Genomic DNA, 17886 nt, shown 5'->3' on the forward strand with positions numbered 1-17886 from the left:
GCGTCTCACCTGGGAAGTTCGTCGGGGCGAGCTGGTCTTGGCATCTTGTCCCAAGTGTAAAATACCTGTCCCGTTTTCGGGTTCACGTTCTGATGCATTTCGAGCACATGGGGAGCTGGAATCCCGCCGTGTGGGGCGGAGTCAGGGTCCACGTCAACACGCTTGACTGGAACCCCGTTGTCGTCGTAGACGGCGTAAGCAGTCACAGTGCCATCCTCTTTGCGTCGCACCAGGATTTCGTCTGGCCCTGCGCTCTTGGGGAATCTCCCGCTCACCTGTCGGGCATTCGAGAGATCTATCCCGGTTGGACACGATTGGAGGCCAAGGGGGTCGATCAGGTTATGTGGGTCGCTGACGTATGCGTAGTTGTTGTCGGCTGGTTCGAGGCCGAGAGGGTCAGGTGTGAGGTATCGAGATGTTTCGGAGTCGTAGTAGCGGAAGTAATTGTAGTTCAGGCCCGTTTCGGGGTCGTGGTACTGGCCGGGGAAGCGCAGAGGGCAGTCGACATTGGTCTCGTCTGTTGTTGGGGCTGGGAGTTGGGTGCCCCAGAGGGTCGTGCGGATTTGCCAGGTGACTGCTCCGTCAGGCGTGACCAGTTCCGTGGGGGTGCCTGCCAGGTCCGTCACCACCGAGTGGAAGGTGGCCGGCTCGCCCAGGCGGGCGATCAGGGAACCGGGGGCGGTCGGCTTCTCGCGGTCGGTTTGGGATAGGGGGCGGTGGGAGCCCGGCGCGTAGTCCCACGTTGCGGTGTGGCCACCGTCTGCGGTTTGTTCTGCTACGCGGGTGCCGTCCCACGTGAACGTGGTTTCCTCGGCAACCGAGCCGTCGTCCGTCAAGCGGCGCTTCGCTGTGCGGCGGCCCAGTGGGTCGTATACGTAGTGCCAGCGTTCGCCGTCAGGCGTGACGGCGGCCGTCAGGCGGTCCTCGGCGTTCCATGAGAACAGCCACGTGCGCTTCTGGCCGTTGAGGAGTCTGCGGGACTTGCGGACCAGGCGGCCCTGGGCGTCGTGTTCGTAGGTCGTGCGGCCTGCGCGGCGGATCAGTGTTCCGGTGAACTCGCGCTCGCCCGCGGCCTGGTGGGCTGGGGCCTCCGCGTGGGTTAGGTTGCCTGCTTCGTCGTAGGCGTAGGTTTCGGACCAGCCGTGGGCCGTGACCGCCGTGACTCGGCCGGTCTTGTTGAGGGTGAAGTGCCGCGTGCCGGAAGTCAGTTCGCGGATCTCGGTCAGCAGGCCGTCGGGGCGGTAGGCGTAGGTGCGGTGTTGGAGGAGGACGTCCGCAGCGGTTGCCTTGAGGGTCTGGGTGGTCAGGCGGTCGTTGCTGTCCCACGTCTGGGTCAGGTGGACGCCTTCGCCGATGCGGCGTTCGACCTCGCGGCCCGCCGCGTCGTACGTGAAGGCCAACTCCCCGGCGTCCGTGCGGAGTTCGGTTGGGCGGCCCGCCGCGTCGTAGGTCCAGTGGGAGACCGTACCGCCCGGCGTGGTGCGCTCCGTGCGGCGGCCCGCGGCATCGTACGTGTACCGCATCGCACGGCCGTTGGTGGTTTCCGACAGCACGCGGCCCAGCGCGTCGCGCTGCCACACCACCTCCGTGTCGGGGTTGACGGCGCGCAGCAGGTGGCCGGACGCGTCATACGCGAACGTGGTCCGCGTGCCGTCGTCCGCCAGCGTGGCCGTAGTGCGGCCGAGCGTGTCCCGAGTGAACGCCAACGTCTCGCCCGCGCCGTTCGTGCGGGCCAGCAGTTGTCCGGCCGCGTCGTGGGCGTACGCCAGCCTGCGGCCGTTGAAGTCGGTCTCCGCCACCAGGCGGCCCGCCGCGTCGTACTCGTACGACCACGTCAGGCCCTGCGGGTTGGTCACGCCCGTCAGGCGCAACTCCGTGTCGTACGCGAAGTCGTAGACCGTGCCGTCAGGGTCCCTGCGGGACGACGGCAGGTCGAAGTGGGTGCTGGTGTGGCGAGTGGTGTTGCCTGCCGGATCGGTGTGTGAGACGAGGTTGCCCTCACCGTCCCATTGCCACTCCTCACGCGCGCCGTCCGGCTGTTCGCGCCACGCGGGCTTGCCTTCCGGGGTCCAGCCCATGCGGCTGGTGTGCCCCAGGGGATCGGTGACCTGAGTGACGCGGCCGAATATGTCCCGCTGGACCGTGGTGCTATTGCCCAGCGGGTCCGTGACGGATATCGGCAGGCCCGCCGCGTCGCATTCAACCCGTTGGACATGCCCGAGCGGGTCGGTGATGGACGTGACGTGGCCGGACGCGTCGTACGCGTAAACGGTTTCCGCCCCCGTCGGGTCCACCGTCGCCAGCAGGTTGCCGTCGGGGTCGTAGGTGTGGCGCCAGACCGCGCCGCCCGGCTCGGTGACCTCCACCGGGAGGTTCAGCGCGTTGTACGCGGCCTGTCCGGTGGAACCGTCAGGCAGGGTGATCCCCACCAGGTTGCCCGCCTCGTCGTACGCGTAACGCGTCGTGCGGCCAAGGGGGTCGGTGACCGACAGGCGGTGTTGGCCGTTTGGGTCCCACACGGTGGTGGTCGTATGGCCGAGGGGGTCGGTCTCGGCCACCACCCGGCACGCCTCGTTGTAGCGGTAAGTGCTGGTCGCGCCAAGCGAGTTGGTGTACGTGTTCGTCCGCGTCCGGTCGTCGTACGTGAAGGCGCCGGACATGAAGCCGTCCGAGCCCTGCGTGCGTACCACTCGGCCGTGTTCGTCGTAGACATACGTGAACGCGGTTCCGTTGCGGTCGGTCCAGGAGGTGATCCGGCCGTCCGGGTCGTAGGTGAAACGCAGCGGTGTGCCGCTGGAGTTGGTGACCTCGGTCAGGTTGCCCGCGTCGTCGTATCCGTAACGCACCAGGACCGTGTCCAGGAGCCGTAGGGCGGTGACGCGCCCGCCGTGTGTGTCCACGGCGATGTCGTAGCCGCCGGAATGGCGGATACCGGTGGGGATCCCGGACGCGGTGCGGTCGATGTCGATGCGGTGGCCGTTTCGGTCCTCGACGGACTTCAGCGGCAGGTCGACGGCCTCGTGCGGGTCGACCGACGTGGGGTGGGTGAAGGTGCGCACCACGCCGGTGGCCGGGTCCGTGACGGTCATCACGCCATCCGGTCGCCCGTCCCAGGTCAACGCCAGTCGTGGACCCCGCTCGGGCAGTACCGGCTGACCCGGCCGTGGTACGGGGTAGACCAGCCGCTTGCCGTCGGTGGCGGCGAACACCACGCCCTGGGCGTCGAGTTGCAGCCGTTCGTCCAGCGTCGAGGCCCATGAGCGGCCGAACCATCCGCCCGCGCGGTACGACGACAGATGCGTCCGCTCGATCACCAGCGGAAGCTGACCGGGCAGGGAGACGTCGGTCTGCGGCAGGAACATCGTGCCGGTCGCGATGTCGACCGGGTCATTGCACGCCTCGACCGAGTCGGTGGGGCGTGCGTTCGCGGGCAGTTCGGCGTCGTCGGGGCGGATCGGGTCGGACGGTGGCTTCTCCATGTCCAGACTCGGCGGCTCGCGCAGCCCGCCCAGTCCGTCCAGGTCGGTCGGCAGACCGGACAGCAGCGACGGGTCCAGTCCGCCGCCGAACAGCCGGGGGAACATCCCCGCTTCGACCGCCGCCTTCGTCGCGCCGCCCGCGGCGCCGAAGAGGGCGCCGGAGACCATGCCGTCCTTGGCGGCGGAGTTCAGCTCGTCCAGGCTGAAGTGGTCCTGCAGGCCGAACGCCATCTGCAACGGCTGCGCCACGGCCGCGTCGACGGCCACCGACTCCACACCGCCGAACGCCGCCGACGCCACCGCCGTACCCAGCACATCGGCGGCGACCGCCGACAGCTCCAGCCCGATGGCTCCGGCGGCCTCGATCACCGCATCGGCGGCGGCCGCCGCCGCGCCGGACAGCGCGCCACCAGTCGCCATCGCCACGCCGATCGCGGCGGCCAGGACCGCGATGTCGATCTCGATCCGGTGCTCGATCTTCTTCCGGGCCTTCTCGATGCCGTCCGCGTAGTTCTCCAGCATCTCGGCCATATGCGTGGACGCCTTGGCGACGTCGTCCAACCAGCCCTTGCCCCCCGGGCCGTGGTAGCGGTGCCAGAACTCGGCGTACGCGTCGATCGCCTCGCCCTTGTTGTTGTGGACCAGCGCCGCCGACCTGCCGTTCGTCGCGGTGCACACCGGACCCACGGCCTTGCCGAACCCACGCCAGGCGTCCGCCGCCTGACGCAGCTTGCCGGGATCACCCTTCGGCCAGGGCATCCCCATGTGCTTGGCGAGCCACCCCGCACAGTCCTCGATGCTCGGCAGGCCGAGGAAACTCACTTGCCGCCCTTACCGTCACCGTGCTCCAGCCCGGCCGCCTTCTTGAACATGGCCGCCACCTGGTGGTCGTTGCCAGAGTGGCCGTCAGCCATGTCCTTGAACGCCTCGGAGATGCTCTCCAACCCCTGCACCAGGATGCCGACCGCCTTTTCGACCGACGTCCGGCTGGGACCGTACGAGGCGTGGAACTGCTTACCGGAGTCGTCGTCGCCCCACGGCGAACCCAGCTCGTCCAGCTTCTTCTTCAGCGTCGCCGCGGCCTGGCCGAGGGCCCTGCTCTGGTCGTGGAACGTGGGCGCCGACGACTTCAGGTCAGCCGTCGATATGTGCAGGTCCGGTGGAGTGCCGCCCACGGTTCCCCCTGGTGGTCGCTGGTGTGAGCCATCCGACCCTACTAGAGCGGGAGTTGACCCCCGGCGGCCCGCGTCACCACACCCCCAGCACCACCAGCACCGCCGTGACGGCCGTCTCGCACAGGGCGCCGAAGACATCGCCGGTGACGCCGTGGAGGCGGGAGCGGCAGCGGCGCAGGAGGAGTTCGGAGGCGGTCAGGGCGAGGGCCGTCGCCAGGGCGTAGTGGGCGGCGGCGTACGGGCCGAAGAGGGCGCCAACTGCCGCCGCCGCCAAGGTGGTCAGGGCGGCCAGCAGCCAGGCGGTGCGGGGCGGGACGGTGCCCGCGACGGTGCGGCCCAGGCCGTCCTCACGGGCGGCGGGGACGCCGTCGCGGCAGGCGAGGGTCATCGCGGTGCGGCCGGTCAGGGCGGCGACGGCGATCGCGGTGGCCGCCTCGGGCCAGCCTGACGCGTAGAGCCGGGCCAGTGCCGCGACCTGGGCGAGCAGCACCAGGACCAGGGTGAGCACACCGAACGGGCCGATGTCCGACTGCTTCATGATGCGCAGCGCGTCGGCGGCCGGTTTGCCGCTGCCCAGGCCGTCCGCGGTGTCGGCCAGACCGTCCAGGTGCAGCCCGCGGGTGAGGGCGGCGGGTACGGCGACCGTGGCGACGGCGGCCAGCAGTGGGTTACCGCCCAGCAGCAACGGGCCGCCGAGCGCGGCGGCGGTGAGGCCGAGGGCCAGGCCGACCAGCGGCGCGCACAGCATTCCGGCCCGACCGGCCGTACGGTCCCAGCGCCTGACCCGTACCGGCAGTACGGTCAGCGTGCCGAAGGCGAACCGCGGTCCGTCGTCGATCGCCACACGTCCCCCAAACCGATACAGCCCACGTCGGAGGAACGCTACAGCCTGGCCGGTGGGCGTCCTTCGGCCGGGCGGTCGGTACGGCGTTTGCGGCGGCGGCGCACCGCGTCGTCCACCAGGCACCAGCCGACCGCCGTCAGGATCGCGGCCAGGTGCTCCCAGCCCGCGAGGTTCGGCCACAGTGCCGCCTCCACCACCATCGACCCGGCCACCACTCCCGCCGTCCACCACGCCCGGTACCGCCAGGCGACGCAGACCGCGAGCGCCACCACCGCCGCGGACGGGCCGGTGTCCCGGATGAAGGCGTCGATCGGCGCCAGGCCGAGCACCGCGTGCGGTCCTCGGGAGACGCCCCAACGCGCGTAGGTCGTACCGGCCAGCGTGGACAGGTACGCGATGCCGACGGTGCGGGCCTTGCCGAGGGTGATCTCGGCGATGCCGAACACCACCAGCACCTGGGCGAGCGCTCCCCACACCGGCAGGTCGAGGGCGGGCACGAACAGCGACAGCGGGGTGCGCAGCAGCGCCTTCCACCACAGCAGCGTCGCGCTGACCACCCCGGACCGGTTCACCAGGTCGTCGCCCCAGGCGGTGTGCTGCACCAGTTGCAGTACGGAGATCAGCACCACGGCGGCGATCGTCAGCGGAATCGCCCGCCATCTCCTGCGTACCGAGGCGATGCGCAGGTCGGCGACGAGCGCGCCCCACTCGCGGTACGCGGCGCGGCGCAGCCACGCTTCGGCAGTACTCACAGCGTTCCCGCGCCGGTACGGGCCGGGCGGCAGGCCTGGCGTACGGTGCGCATCGCCCGCCCCTCCACGGTGAAACCGGCGGCCCTCAACGCGTTCGTGCCCCCCTCGCGGGTAGATCGTTCCACCCTTCTCGCCCGGACCCGGCACGGCGGGCGTACGGCCGTGCGGGCAGGGCTGCTCGGGCCGCGGCATGGTCGGGCCGGGCCACGTTTCAGGGTCTCCGATCGGATCGCCGGAGGCCAGAGCCTCTCCGCGGGGCCCTCTCCGCGCGATGGCCGAATCGCGGGTGATCGCAGTCATGATGTTGATGACGACATTCACCCGGTCCGCGGTTGTGAAGAACGCCGAACGTGTTCGCCGGGATCCTGACCGTCCCGGGGGCGGGAACGCCCGGGACGGTTCGGTGTACGCCATACGGAGCGATCCCATGAACAGCGATCTTATGTCGCGATTGACGGGGTTTGCTCGGGAATTAGCTTTCTGCCGCGACGACCTGGGCTGCGATGCCCATGGCACGACGCCCCCGGGTGCTACGGCTCGGGGGTGGGCTCCGGCTGGCCCGGCAGCTCGGCGGCCAGCGCCGCCGCGGCCTTGAGCAGCGGCACCGCGAGGAGTGCGCCGGTGCCCTCGCCGAGCCGGACGCCGTGGTCGAGCAGCGGTTCTATGGACAGCCGGTCCAGTGCCTTGGCCTGCCCGGGCTCGCCCGACGACTGGCCCGCCAGCCACCAGTCGGGCGCCCGGAACGCCACCCGCTGCGCGGCCAGCGCACACGCCGCCGAGACCACACCGTCGAGCACCACCGGCAGCTTGCGCACCGCGCACTGCAGCAGGAACCCGGTGGCCGCCGCGAGGTCCGCGCCGCCCACCGTGGCCAGCAGCTTCAACGGGTCGCCGAGCACCGGCCGGGCCCGGCGCAGCGCGTCGCGGATCGCCCCGCACTTGCGCATCCAGGCCAGGTCGTCGATCCCCGAACCGCGACCGGTCACCACGGACGCGTCCGTGCCGCACAGCGCCGCGATCAGCACCCCCGCGGGTGTGGTGCCGCCGACGCTCAGATCGCCCAGCACCAGCAGGTCGGTGCCGGAGTCCGCCTCCTCGTCGGCGATCGCCATGCCGGCGCGGAACGCCTGCTCGGCCTCCGCCTCGGTCAGCGCGTCCTCGACGTCGATGAGCCCGGAGCCGCGCCGTACCCGGTGCCGTACCACCTCGGCGGGCAGTTCGCCGGGGTCGCAGTCCACGGCCATGTCGACGACGCGTACCTGGGCTCCGTACGTGCGGGCCAGGACGTTCACCGCGGCCTCGTCCGCGAGAACCGAGCGCACCAGGGTGCCGGCGGTGCCCGGGGGGCGTGCGGAGACGTTTCGCTCGGCGATGCCGTGGTCCCCGGCGAACAGGATCACGCGGGCCCGCTCGATCGGCCTCGCCGGTGCGCGGCCCTGTACGGAGGCCAGCCAGTCGCCCAGGTCTTCCAGCTTTCCGAGCTTTCCGGCGGTGGCCGTACGGGCGCGGAGCGCTTTGGAGTCGTGCCGGAGCGCCGGTTCGGGGCGGTCGATCAGCGCGGCGAAGTCGTCTAGGTCCAGGGGGCTCACGACTCGCACCTTACCGGTGAGGTTGCCGTGACGGTGATGTACGGGCGCCGACGTCAGCGCGGGCGGCCTAGCGCAGCGTCACCGCCAGGCCCGCCACGACCAGTAGCACGCGCTCCGACTCGGCCGCGACGGCCGCGTTCAACCGGCCCAACTCGTCGCGGAACCGGCGGCCTGACGCCGTGGCGGGAACCACACCGGAGCCGACCTCGTTGCTGACCGCCACCACCGTACGGCGGGTCTCCCGCCAGGCGGCGGTCAACTCGGCCACTCGCAGGGCGAGTTGGCGGCGGCCGCCGGACGCCCATCGCCGCTCGTCCCACGCACCGACCGCGTCCATCGCGTCGGTCAGCCACAGCGCCAGGCAGTCGATGAGCAGCGGCGGCCCGTCCGTGTTCAGCAGCGGCAGCAGGTCGCAGGTCTCCTCGGTGCGCCAGCTGGCCGGGCGCCGCTCCCGGTGCAGATGGACCCGGGCCGCCCAGTCCGGGTCGTCCTCCCGGATGCCGCCGGTGGCCACGTAGACCACGCCGGGGAAGGCGGAGAGCCGCCGCTCGGCCTCCGCCGACTTGCCGGACCGCGCGCCGCCCAGCACCAGCGTGCGGCGCGGGATGTCCGGTACGGACTCGTACGCGCCGACCACCAGCGCACTGCCGTCCGGCACCGCCCGGGCGCCGTCCGCGCTGAGCCTGCGGTGCAGTTCCGGTTCCGGCGCGGCGTCGTGGCCGACGTGGACGGCGATCACATCGGTGGTGGGGCCCACCGCGCCCGCGGCGCGCAGCCGGGCCAGGGCGTCGGGGCGGCGGGTCACGTCGAGCAGCACCATGTCGTACGGGACCGGGCGGTCGCGTCCGTTGCCGAGACCGGCGGGAGCGGCGCCCGCGGGCAGATACAGCAGGCGGTGCCCGGCGGGTCCGGTCACCTCGTATCCGGTGCCCGGCGCGTCCAGCGGCAACGCGCGGACCCGGTGGCCGGAAAGCAGCGTCAGCTGCTCGCCGTCCGGCACCCGGCCGGGGGCGGGCAGGCCGGCCGGCAGGTCGACCGGCGGCCCGGCCTGGGGGTGCGTCAGCAGGACCTGGCGTACGCCGCCGAGCGAGCGTCCGGCGCGGGCGGCGGCCAGCGCCGGGCCGGGCGTCAGGTCGAGCAGCAGTACTCCGTCGACCAGCAGCGAGGCAGGGTTGCGGGCGCCGGCGCCGAGCGCGGCGGCGCAGGCCGCGCAGGGGCAGCCGGACTGCGGCAGGCCCTCGGGCCCACCCGTGCCCAGCAGCGTGATCTCCATGCGGACATCGTCGCGTACGACGCCTGGCCGGTCGCGCACCGCCCCGCCTGGCGGTGTGGCTGACCGGCGGCGGTGATCTCCGTTAACCTGCGCGGACAGGACGGAGAGGGGCTTGGCATGGCATGGACGTGGCGGTTCGAGAAGACGGACGGCACGGAGGCCGTACCGGCGGTGGAACCCGAGGAGTTCAGCACCCAGGGCGACGCGGAGTCCTGGATCGGCGAGGAGTGGAAGACGCTGCTGGACGGCGGGGTGGACCAGGTGCGGCTCTTCGAGGACGGTACGGAGGTGTACCCGGCGCCGATGAGTCTGCATGCGGGCAGCTAGCGCCGGGCTTGCCTGAATCCCTGGGGCGCGGTCGGTTCGGCACCGCGGGGCTGCGCTCGGCGGCATCTTTCGGGGGCAAGCCCTCAGACCCCAGCACCGGCGTTGTCAGGGGCGCTCGCCCCCAACTCCTGTGCGGTTGAGGTCGGTTGGGGGGAACGCCTACAACGCCTGGGCGGTTGAGGCCGGTTGGGGGCCGCCCCCAACGCCGCCGGAGCCGTGGGTGCTGGGGGCGACCCCCAGCACCCAGGTCGCCGGTAGGCGTCAGAGCTGGCCCAGGGTCACCTGGGTCGTGCGCGGCTGGCCGTCGCGTTCGTAGGTGACGCTGGTCTTGTCGCCGGGTTTGAAGACGGCCAGGGTCTCGGAGAGGGACGCGTCCGTGGTGATGGGGACGTCGTCCACCTTGGTGATGATGTCGCCTGGGCGCAGGCCTGCCTTGTCCGCCGCGCCCCCGGGGGTGACGGTGACCACTACGACGCCCACGGGTTCGAGGTTGCTGTTCAGCACGGTGCGTACGGAGACGTTGAGCGCGGCCTTGCCGGAGGCGGTCACCTTGCCGCTCCTGATGAGCTGGCGCGCGATGTTGTTCACCGTGGAGACCGGGATGGCGAACCCGATGCCGGGCGCCGTACCGCCGCCCAACTCCGGTTCGGTGGCCGCCAGCGTGGGGATGCCGATCACCTGACCGGAGAGGTTGACCAGCGCACCGCCGCTGTTGCCGGGGTTGATCGCGGCCGAGGTCTGCACCATGTTCACGATGGTGGTGCCCGTGCCGCCGTTGCCGCCCTCGTTGACGGTGCGTCCGACGGCCGACACGATGCCCTGGGTCACGCTGCTGGACAGGCCCAGCGGATTGCCCATGGCCAGGGTGATCTGGCCGACGGCCACCTTCGAGGCGTCGCCGAACGCGGCCGGTCTGAGGTCGCCGGGCGGGTTGGCCAGTTTGATGACCGCCAGGTCGTCGGCCGGGTAGCTGCCCACCAGGTCGGCCTTCAGCGTGCTCTTGCCGGTGGCGAGGGTGACCTGGAAGTTCCTGGCGTTGCCGACGACATGGGCGTTGGTGACGATGTCGCCCTTGGTGTCGTACACCACGCCCGAGCCGAGGCCCGCGCTGGTGGTGATCTGGACGACGGACGGCAGGACGTTCTTGACCACCCGTTCGTAGTCGTCCTGAAGGCTGTTGCTCACCGTGGGAGCGGGACCCGCGCCCGGACCGTTCGACCTGGACGCCGCCGTTGAGGTCTTCGCCGCGCCGGAGCAGCCGGCGAGCAGCGCCACCGCGCACACGGCCGCCAGCAGCGGTCGGACCGCCGAGCGCCGACCGGCAGATCCCCCCAATCCGGGCATACGTGATCCACTCATGCCCGGAGTGTCCCTTTTATCGGTTTATCAAGCGAGTATCTCCGCGCCCGTGCCGCGCGTGTCGGACCCCGCTCAATCCCGTACCCCGCACAGGTGCAGCAGCGCGGCCACCGCGCGGTACGGGTCGGTTCGCCCGGCCCGTACCTCCACGGCCAGCAGCCGGTCCAGGTCCGGAACATCGCTGGCCTTGGTCTCGTCCGGCGCGGTGTCGGTGAACACCCGCACCCCGTACCAGGCGTGCAGCGGCGCGCCGATCGCCGACAGGGTCGCGGTGAGCGTCTCCCGTCGGTCGGCCCGCGCGGTCAGTCCCAGTCGGTTGGTGTACCCGGTGGCGTCGAACGCCGCCAGCGCGCCCTCCCAGTCGCCGGACAGCCCGCGCCGCATCGCCAGCGCGTCCCCGTTGCGCACCAGCAGCGACAGCAACCCGCCGGGCGCCAGCACCCGGGCCAGACCGGCCAGCAGCGCGTCCGGATCCGCCACGTACATCAACACCCCGTGGCAGAGCACCACGTCGAAGCTGCCCGCGTCGAAGTACCGGCCGGTCTCCCGGCCGTCGCCCTCGACCAGCCGGACCCGCTCCCGTATGCCCTCCGGCTCCACCGACAGCGCCGCGCGGGCCGTCTCCAGCATCGCCGGATCCGACTCCACACCGGTCACCTCGTGGCCGCCACGGGCCAGCCGCAGTGCCTGGGTGCCCTGGCCGAGCCCGACGTCGAGCACCCGCAGCCGGCGTCCCACCGGGAACCGCGCGGTGATCTGCTCATCGAGCTGCCGCGCCACCAACTCCTGCCGCACGGCGTTGCGCAGGCCGCCGAGACCCGCCAGCCAGGCTTCCGCCCCGCCGGAAAACCCGCTGCTCAGATCTGCTCACCGCGCTTGACCTGCGGCTTGGGCAGTCGCATCCGGCGCATCTGGAGCGTGCGCATCAGCGCGTAGGCGACCGCGCCGCGCAGGTTCTCACTGGGGAAGCGCTGGCGCAGTACCTTCTTCAACCGGAAGGCGGTGAACGCCGACTGGAGCACGATCAGCACGATCAGCAGCAGCCACAGCAGCAGCGAGATGTCCTTGACGTTCATGCTGGGGAACATGCTCAGCACGAGGATGACCACCGCGAGCGGCAGGAACAGCTCGGCGACGTGGTACCGGGTGTCCACGTAGTTCCGGCACAGCTTGCGCACCGGTCCCTTGTCGCGCACCGGCAGATAGCGCTCGTCACCGCTGGCCAGCGCCTCGCGCTGCTTCGCCATCTCGACCCGGCGGGCCTCCCGGGCCTGCTTGGCGGCGGCCTTGCGGTCGCCGGGCACGGTGACGCGCTGGCGGCGCTGCGTCTGCGCCTCGTTGCGCTTGGGCGTGGGGCGGCCCTTCGGGGCCTGCGGGTCGCGGCGCTGGTCGACCGGTTCTGCGGTCACCATCGGGGTCGCGGCCTGCTCATCCTTGGAACGACGTCGGAACACAAGGCCCAAGGGTACGTGCTGCCGGGACCGGTCCCCACCCCCACGTGCCAGCCCGGCACCGCCACCTACTCCTTGGGCGGGATGCGCTCGGTGCGTGATCGTCCCTCAGGATGAGCGCATCCGCCGCCGAACGGTGCGGTAATGGAAGCGGGGCCCGTACTGTAGGGGTCAACAGAGGTGCCGGAGCAAGTCGCAGAAGGGGGCGCGCCAGGCCCATGAGCGGTGTCATGAAGCGGATGGGGATGATCTTCCGCGCGAAGGCCAACAAGGCCCTGGACCGGGCCGAGGACCCGCGCGAGACGCTTGACTACTCGTACCAGAAGCAGCTTGAGCTGCTGCAGAAGGTACGTCGTGGCGTCGCGGACGTGGCCACGTCGCGTAAGCGGCTCGAGCTGCAGCTCACCGGCTTGCAGCAGCAGTCGTCCAAGCTTGAGGACCAGAGCCGCAAGGCGCTGGCGCTCGGCCGTGAGGACCTGGCGCGCGAGGCGCTGACCCGGCGTGCCGCGCTCCAGCAGCAGGTCACCGACCTGGAGACGCAGCACCAGACGTTGCAGGGTGAGGAGGAGAAGCTCACTCTCGCGGCGCAGCGGCTGCAGGCCAAGGTGGACGCCTTCCGCACCAAGAAGGAGACCATCAAGGCCACCTACACGGCCGCCCAGGCGCAGACCAAGATCGGCGAGGCGTTCTCCGGGATCTCCGAGGAGATGGGCGACGTCGGCCTGGCCATCCAGCGGGCCGAGGACAAGACCGCGCAGATGCAGGCGCGCGCCGGTGCCATCGACGAACTGCTGGCCTCGGGTGCGCTGGACGACCCGAGCGGGCTGGCCAAGGACGACATCTCGGCGGAGCTGGACCGGCTCTCCGGCGGTTCCGACGTCGAGCTGGAGCTGCAGCGGATGAAGGCCGAGCTGGCCGGCGGCAGCAGCGGTCAGCAGGCCATCGAGGGCAACAAGGCCGGCCAGGCCAACCACCAGCAGCCGCAGGACCAGCCGCGCCTCGACAAGAACTGAGCGTCCGCGCGCACCTCGAAGGGAGACCGTCATGATCGTACGGATCATGGGGGAGGGCCAGGTGAGGCTGGCCGACAGCCACTTCGTCGAGCTGAACAAGCTGGACGACGAGCTGTTGGGCGCCATGGAGAGTGGCGACGAGACGGAGTTCCGGCGCACCCTCGGCGCGCTGCTGGACGCCGTGCGGCGGCTCGGTGAGCCGCTGGCGGATGACGCACTGGAGCCGTCCGAGCTGATCCTGCCCGCCCCGGACGCCTCCCTGGAGGAGGTACGGGAGATGCTCGCCGACGACGGGCTGATCCCTGGATAACCGGCACCCCCAGCACCACCGGGCGCCCTGGTCCCACCCGTCACGGGGCCAGGGCGCCCGTGCTGTGCGGCCCGGCCGATGCCCGTACCGTGTGGTGGCGTGACCCTCCTCGCCCGATCGCGCCACTGGGCGCGGGCACATCCGCTCGCCGTGGACGGCGCTCTGGCGGCGGTCGTCCTCGGGCTGATCCTGGTCAGCTCGGTGGCCGGGCCGCCCGCGCACCAGTACCGGGCGGATCCGGCCAACGTCACCCTGGCGGTGCTGGCCTGTGCCGCACTGGTGGTGCGGCGCCGCTTTCCGCGCTCGGCGCTGGCCTTCACCAGTGCCGCCGCCGCGCTCGGCTTCGTCGCCGACCGGACCTCGCGCTCCGCGCCGGTGGTGGTGACCGTCTTCCTGGCGCTGTTCACCGTCGCCGCCCGCACCGACCGGCCCACCACCTGGCGGGTGGGCGCCGCCACCTGCGCGGCGCTGACCGCGGTGTCCATGCGCTACGGGCCCGCGCCCTGGTACAGCCAGGAACACCTCGCCGTCTTCGCCTGGACCGGGATGGCCGCCGCGGGCGGTGACGCGGTGCGCAGCCGCCGCGCCTACGTCGCCGCGATCGAGGAGCGCGCGGTACGAGCCGAGCGCACCCGCGAGGAGGAGGCGCGCCGCCGGGTCGCCGAGGAACGGATGCGCATCGCCCGGGAGCTGCACGACGTGGTCGCCCACCACATCGCGCTGGTCAACGTGCAGGCCGGAGTCGCCGCCCACGTCATGGACAGCCGACCCGCGCAGGCCAAGCAGGCGCTGGCGCACGTCCGCGAGGCGAGCCGCTCGGCGCTGGACGAACTGCGCGCCACGGTCGGCCTGTTGCGGCAGGCGGGCGACCCCGAGGCGCCCATGGAACCGGCGCCGCGCCTGGCCGATCTGGACCGGCTGGTCGACGGCTTCGTCCGCACCGGACTGCGCGCCGAGGTGGTCACCGAAGGACTCGCGGACGCCGCCGAGCCGTTGCCCGCGACCGTCGACCTGACCGCGTACCGGGTGATCCAGGAGTCGCTGACCAACGCCCACAAGCACGCGGGGCCGGACGCCCGGGTGAGGGTGCGGATCGTCCGGGACGGCACCGGGGTGGAGATCACCGTGCTGGACGACGGCACCGGCGGCGCGGCGGCGGACGCCGGGCGCGGTGGCGGACACGGGCTGATCGGGATGCGCGAGCGGGCCACGGCGCTGGGCGGCCGGTTCGAGGCGGGGCCCTGGCCGGAGGGCGGCTTCCGGGTCTTCGTACGCTTGCCGTCGGCAGCCCCGGCGCGGCTTTCCGGCGCGCTGGGCGAGGCCGCGGCCACGGGGGAGGGGCGACGATGATCCGGGTCGTACTCGCCGACGACCAGGCGCTGTTGCGCGGCGCGTTCCGGGTGCTGGTGGAGTCCGAGCCGGACATGGAGGTGGTCGGCGAGGCCGGTGACGGAGCCGAGGCGGTGGCGGTGGCCCGCCGGACCGGTGCCGATGTGGTGCTGATGGACATCCGGATGCCGGGGACGGACGGGATCGCCGCGACCCGGGAGATCACCGCCGCCGACGACCTCGGCGGCGTGCACGTGCTGATCCTGACCACCTTCGAGGCGGACGAGTACGTGATCGAGGCGCTGCGCGCCGGTGCCGCGGGGTTCCTGGGCAAGGGCGCGGAACCCGACGAACTGCTGACCGCCATCCGTACCGTCGCCGCCGGGGAGTCACTGCTGTCACCGGCCGCGACCAAGAGCCTGATCGCCCGGTTCCTCGGCGCCGGGGGTCCGTCCAGGGCCGCCGAGGAGCGCCTGGCGGTACTGACCGCGCGGGAGCGGGAGGTGCTCGCCGAGGTGGCGGCCGGGCTGTCCAACGAGGAGATCGCCGAACGCCTCGGGGTCAGCCCGCTCACCGTCAAGACCCACGTCAACCGCACGATGGCCAAGCTCTCCGCCCGCGACCGCGCCCAACTGGTCGTCATCGCCTACGAGACCGGGCTGGTCCGGCCTTCGACGGGCTGACCGGTCGGGTGCATTCCGCGCGGACCGGCCCGCGCGGTGCGCGATCACGGCAGCATGGAGGGATGCTGCTGCGTCCGGTGCGGGACACCGCTGAAGATGCCGAGGCCGTGCAGGCCATCACCGCCGCGTCGTTCGGGGATGCCAGGGCGCTGCCGGGGGGCGACTGGCCGCCGGAACGGGTGGTCCGGTTCCACGCGCGGGTGCGGTACTTCGCCAGGACCGACCCCGACGGCTGCTGGATCGCCGAGGACGTGGTGGCCGGTCCGGTGGGCGTGGCACTGGCCCTCAAGCGCGAGTTCCTGTGGGGGCTTTCACTGCTCGCCGTGGTACCGACGGCACAGGGCAAGGGAGTCGGCAAGGCGCTGCTTGCCCGCGCGATGGGGTACGGACGCGGCTGTCTGCGCGGTCTGCTGTGCGGCACCCGGCACCCCGTGGCGGCCCGCGCCTACCGCCGCGCCGGATTCACCCTGCACCCGGCGATGCGGCTCAAGGGGGTGGTCGACCCGGCGCGGCTCGAACCGCTGGACGGCGCCGTGCACGAGGGCACACCACGGCACCGGGACCTGATGGACTCGGTCGACCGGCGCACCAGGGGCGGTGCGCACGGCCCCGATCACGAGCAACTCCTCGGCGGCTGCCGCCTGTTCGTGGTGGACGACCTGGCGGGCAGCGGGTACTGCTACGCCGACCGCGGCCGCGTCGAACTGCTGGCCGCCACCTCGCGACGGCTCGCCACCCGACTGCTCACCGCGGCACTGCTGTCCGTACCGCCGGGCGGCACGGCCTGCGTACCGCATCTGACGAGCGATCAGCAGTGGGCGCTGGACGTGGGGTTGACGGCTGGGCTGGAACTGGCCAACTCCGGCTATGTGTGCCTACGCGGCATGCGGCCGCCAACCCCGTACATCCCGTCGGATACGTTCCTGTAGAGGGCGGCGCGTTACGGCAGTGCCAGCATCTGCTCCAGGGCGAGCTTGGCGTAGTGCTCGGTCTCCTCGTCCACCACGATGCGGTTGACCACGGTGCCCTCGGCCAGCGACTCCAGCGCCCACACCAGGTGCGGCAGGTCGATCCGGTTCATGGTCGAGCAGAAGCAGACGGTCTTGTCGAGGAAGACGATCCGCTTGTCCGGGTGCGCCTTCGCCAGCCGCCGCACCAGGTTGAGCTCGGTGCCGATGGCCCAGGAGGAACCGGCGGGGGCGGCTTCCAGCGCCTTGATGATGTACTCGGTAGAGCCCACGTAGTCGGCCGCGGCCACGACCTCGTGCTTGCACTCGGGGTGCACCAGCACGTTCACCCCGGGTATCCGGGACCGTACGTCCTCCACCGAGTCCAGCGAGAACCGGCCGTGCACCGAGCAGTGCCCGCGCCACAGGATCATCTTGGCCGCCCGCAGCTGTTCGGGGGTGACCCCGCCGCCCGGCTTGTGCGGGTTGTAGACCACGCAGTCGTCGAGAGCGAAGCCCATCTCGCGGACCGCGGTGTTGCGCCCGAGGTGCTGGTCCGGCAGGAACAGCACCTTCTCTCCCTGGGAGAACGCCCATTCCAGCGCGCGCTTGGCGTTGGAGGAGGTGCAGATGGTGCCGCCGTGCCGTCCGGTGAACGCCTTGATGTCGGCCGAGGAGTTCATGTACGAGACCGGCACGGTGACGTCCGCGACCCCGGCCTCGGTCAGCACGTCCCAGCACTCGGCGACCTGCTCGGCGCTGGCCATGTCGGCCATCGAGCAGCCCGCGGCCAGGTCCGGCAGGATGACCTGCTGGTCGGCGGTGGTCAGGATGTCCGCGCTTTCGGCCATGAAGTGCACACCGCAGAAGACGATGTACTCCGCCTGCGGGCGCGCCGCGGCGTCCCTGGCCAGCTTGAACGAGTCACCCGTGACGTCCGCGAACTCGATGACCTCGTCGCGCTGGTAGTGGTGACCGAGCACGAAGACCCGCTCGCCGAGCTTCGCCTTGGCCGCCCGGGCGCGCTCGACGAGGTCGGGGTCGGAGGGCGCGGGCAGGTCGCCGGGGCACTCCACTCCCCGCTCGCTCTTGGGGTCCGCCTCGCGGCCGAGCAGCAGCAGGGCGAGCGGCGTGGGCTGGACGTCCAGCGATCCGGGGGCCAGGGGTTCGGTGGTGGTCACGGGCGGGGCGCCCTTTCTCTTGGCACGTGCTGTCGACATGCACCTTTTCGTCTAACTGACGCTATCTATCATAGCCGGTTCGCGTCAGATTGACGATGGGCATCGTGTCGATGTGACGTATCCGGCTCGTTCTGGCCAACGGGTTGATCCGCCCGGGCCATGAGGTGACCTTGC

16 protein-coding genes are annotated in these 17886 nt (G+C 71.6%); 6 read left to right on the forward strand and 10 right to left on the reverse strand.

Annotation, left to right across the window (positions count from 1 at the left end; all coding sequences use genetic code 11):
• Window positions 1–5: 5 nt before the first annotated feature.
• From O5O46_RS06630 to O5O46_RS06655, 6 genes are all read right to left on the reverse strand, one after another.
• Window positions 6–4301 carry a DUF6531 domain-containing protein gene (locus O5O46_RS06630; protein ID WP_269854293.1) on the reverse strand — a complete coding sequence of 1432 codons (4296 nt, stop codon included), beginning with the start codon at window positions 4299–4301 and terminating at the stop codon, window positions 6–8.
• The gene (locus O5O46_RS06635) at window positions 4298–4654 is read right to left on the reverse strand and encodes a WXG100 family type VII secretion target (protein ID WP_269854294.1); all 357 of its coding nucleotides are present in this window, start codon (window positions 4652–4654) and stop codon (window positions 4298–4300) included. The genes O5O46_RS06630 and O5O46_RS06635 overlap by 4 nt, the downstream gene beginning before the upstream one ends.
• 73 nt (window positions 4655–4727) lie before the next feature.
• Window positions 4728–5498 carry an adenosylcobinamide-GDP ribazoletransferase gene (locus O5O46_RS06640; RefSeq protein ID WP_333482341.1) on the reverse strand — a complete coding sequence of 257 codons (771 nt, stop codon included), beginning with the start codon at window positions 5496–5498 and terminating at the stop codon, window positions 4728–4730.
• 38 nt (window positions 5499–5536) lie between these two features.
• Entirely contained in the window at window positions 5537–6250 is a 714-nt protein-coding gene (locus O5O46_RS06645) for a hypothetical protein (protein ID WP_269854295.1), read from the reverse strand.
• A 530-nt stretch (window positions 6251–6780) separates the two neighbouring features.
• A complete protein-coding gene (gene cobT, locus O5O46_RS06650) occupies window positions 6781–7839 on the reverse strand; it encodes a nicotinate-nucleotide--dimethylbenzimidazole phosphoribosyltransferase (protein ID WP_269854296.1) in 1059 nt (352 codons plus the stop codon).
• A 67-nt stretch (window positions 7840–7906) separates the two neighbouring features.
• Window positions 7907–9112, reverse strand: coding sequence for a bifunctional adenosylcobinamide kinase/adenosylcobinamide-phosphate guanylyltransferase (locus O5O46_RS06655; RefSeq protein WP_269854297.1), 1206 nt, complete (start codon window positions 9110–9112; stop codon window positions 7907–7909).
• Window positions 9113–9229: 117 nt separating this feature from the next.
• Between O5O46_RS06655 and O5O46_RS06660 the strand changes: the two genes are divergently transcribed.
• The gene (locus O5O46_RS06660) at window positions 9230–9439 is read left to right on the forward strand and encodes a hypothetical protein (protein ID WP_269854298.1); all 210 of its coding nucleotides are present in this window, start codon (window positions 9230–9232) and stop codon (window positions 9437–9439) included.
• 261 nt (window positions 9440–9700) lie between these two features.
• Here the strand turns inward: O5O46_RS06660 and O5O46_RS06665 are convergent, their stop codons facing one another.
• The 3 genes from O5O46_RS06665 to O5O46_RS06675 all read right to left on the reverse strand — a co-directional run bounded on the left by O5O46_RS06665 (window position 9701) and on the right by O5O46_RS06675 (window position 12252).
• On the reverse strand, window positions 9701–10798 hold the full coding sequence (locus O5O46_RS06665) for a S1C family serine protease (RefSeq protein WP_269854299.1): 1098 nt from the start codon (window positions 10796–10798) through the stop codon (window positions 9701–9703).
• Between the two features lie 72 nt (window positions 10799–10870).
• Complete coding sequence (locus O5O46_RS06670) at window positions 10871–11581, reverse strand: class I SAM-dependent methyltransferase (protein WP_269854592.1); 711 nt, start codon at window positions 11579–11581, stop codon at window positions 10871–10873.
• Between the two features lie 74 nt (window positions 11582–11655).
• Window positions 11656–12252: a DUF3043 domain-containing protein gene (locus tag O5O46_RS06675; protein ID WP_269854300.1), complete on the reverse strand. Its 597-nt coding sequence runs from the start codon at window positions 12250–12252 to the stop codon at window positions 11656–11658.
• 215 nt (window positions 12253–12467) lie between these two features.
• Between O5O46_RS06675 and O5O46_RS06680 the strand changes: the two genes are divergently transcribed.
• The 5 genes from O5O46_RS06680 (at window position 12468) to O5O46_RS06700 (ending at window position 16513) form a co-directional block, all read left to right on the forward strand.
• Window positions 12468–13262 (forward strand): PspA/IM30 family protein, encoded by a 795-nt coding sequence (locus O5O46_RS06680; protein ID WP_269854301.1) that lies wholly within the window; start codon window positions 12468–12470, stop codon window positions 13260–13262.
• 31 nt (window positions 13263–13293) lie between these two features.
• On the forward strand, window positions 13294–13572 hold the full coding sequence (gene pspAA / locus O5O46_RS06685) for a PspA-associated protein PspAA (protein WP_269854302.1): 279 nt from the start codon (window positions 13294–13296) through the stop codon (window positions 13570–13572).
• 78 nt (window positions 13573–13650) lie between these two features.
• Window positions 13651–14922 carry a sensor histidine kinase gene (locus O5O46_RS06690; protein WP_443072410.1) on the forward strand — a complete coding sequence of 424 codons (1272 nt, stop codon included), beginning with the start codon at window positions 13651–13653 and terminating at the stop codon, window positions 14920–14922.
• A complete protein-coding gene (locus O5O46_RS06695) occupies window positions 14919–15584 on the forward strand; it encodes a response regulator (protein ID WP_269854304.1) in 666 nt (221 codons plus the stop codon). The genes O5O46_RS06690 and O5O46_RS06695 overlap by 4 nt, the downstream gene beginning before the upstream one ends.
• Before the next feature lie 62 nt (window positions 15585–15646).
• A complete protein-coding gene (locus O5O46_RS06700; RefSeq protein WP_269854305.1) occupies window positions 15647–16513 on the forward strand; it encodes a GNAT family N-acetyltransferase in 867 nt (288 codons plus the stop codon).
• A gap of 11 nt (window positions 16514–16524) precedes the next feature.
• On the opposite strand, the gene nadA is transcribed toward O5O46_RS06700, so the two are convergent.
• Window positions 16525–17712, reverse strand: a complete 1188-nt coding sequence (gene nadA, locus O5O46_RS06705) for a quinolinate synthase NadA (protein WP_269854306.1) — start codon at window positions 17710–17712, stop codon at window positions 16525–16527.
• Between the last annotated feature and the right edge of the window lie 174 nt (window positions 17713–17886).

This window comes from Streptomyces sp. RPT161, assembly GCF_027533845.1.
Taxonomy (GTDB): Bacteria; Actinomycetota; Actinomycetes; order Streptomycetales; family Streptomycetaceae; genus Streptantibioticus_A; species Streptantibioticus_A silvisoli_A.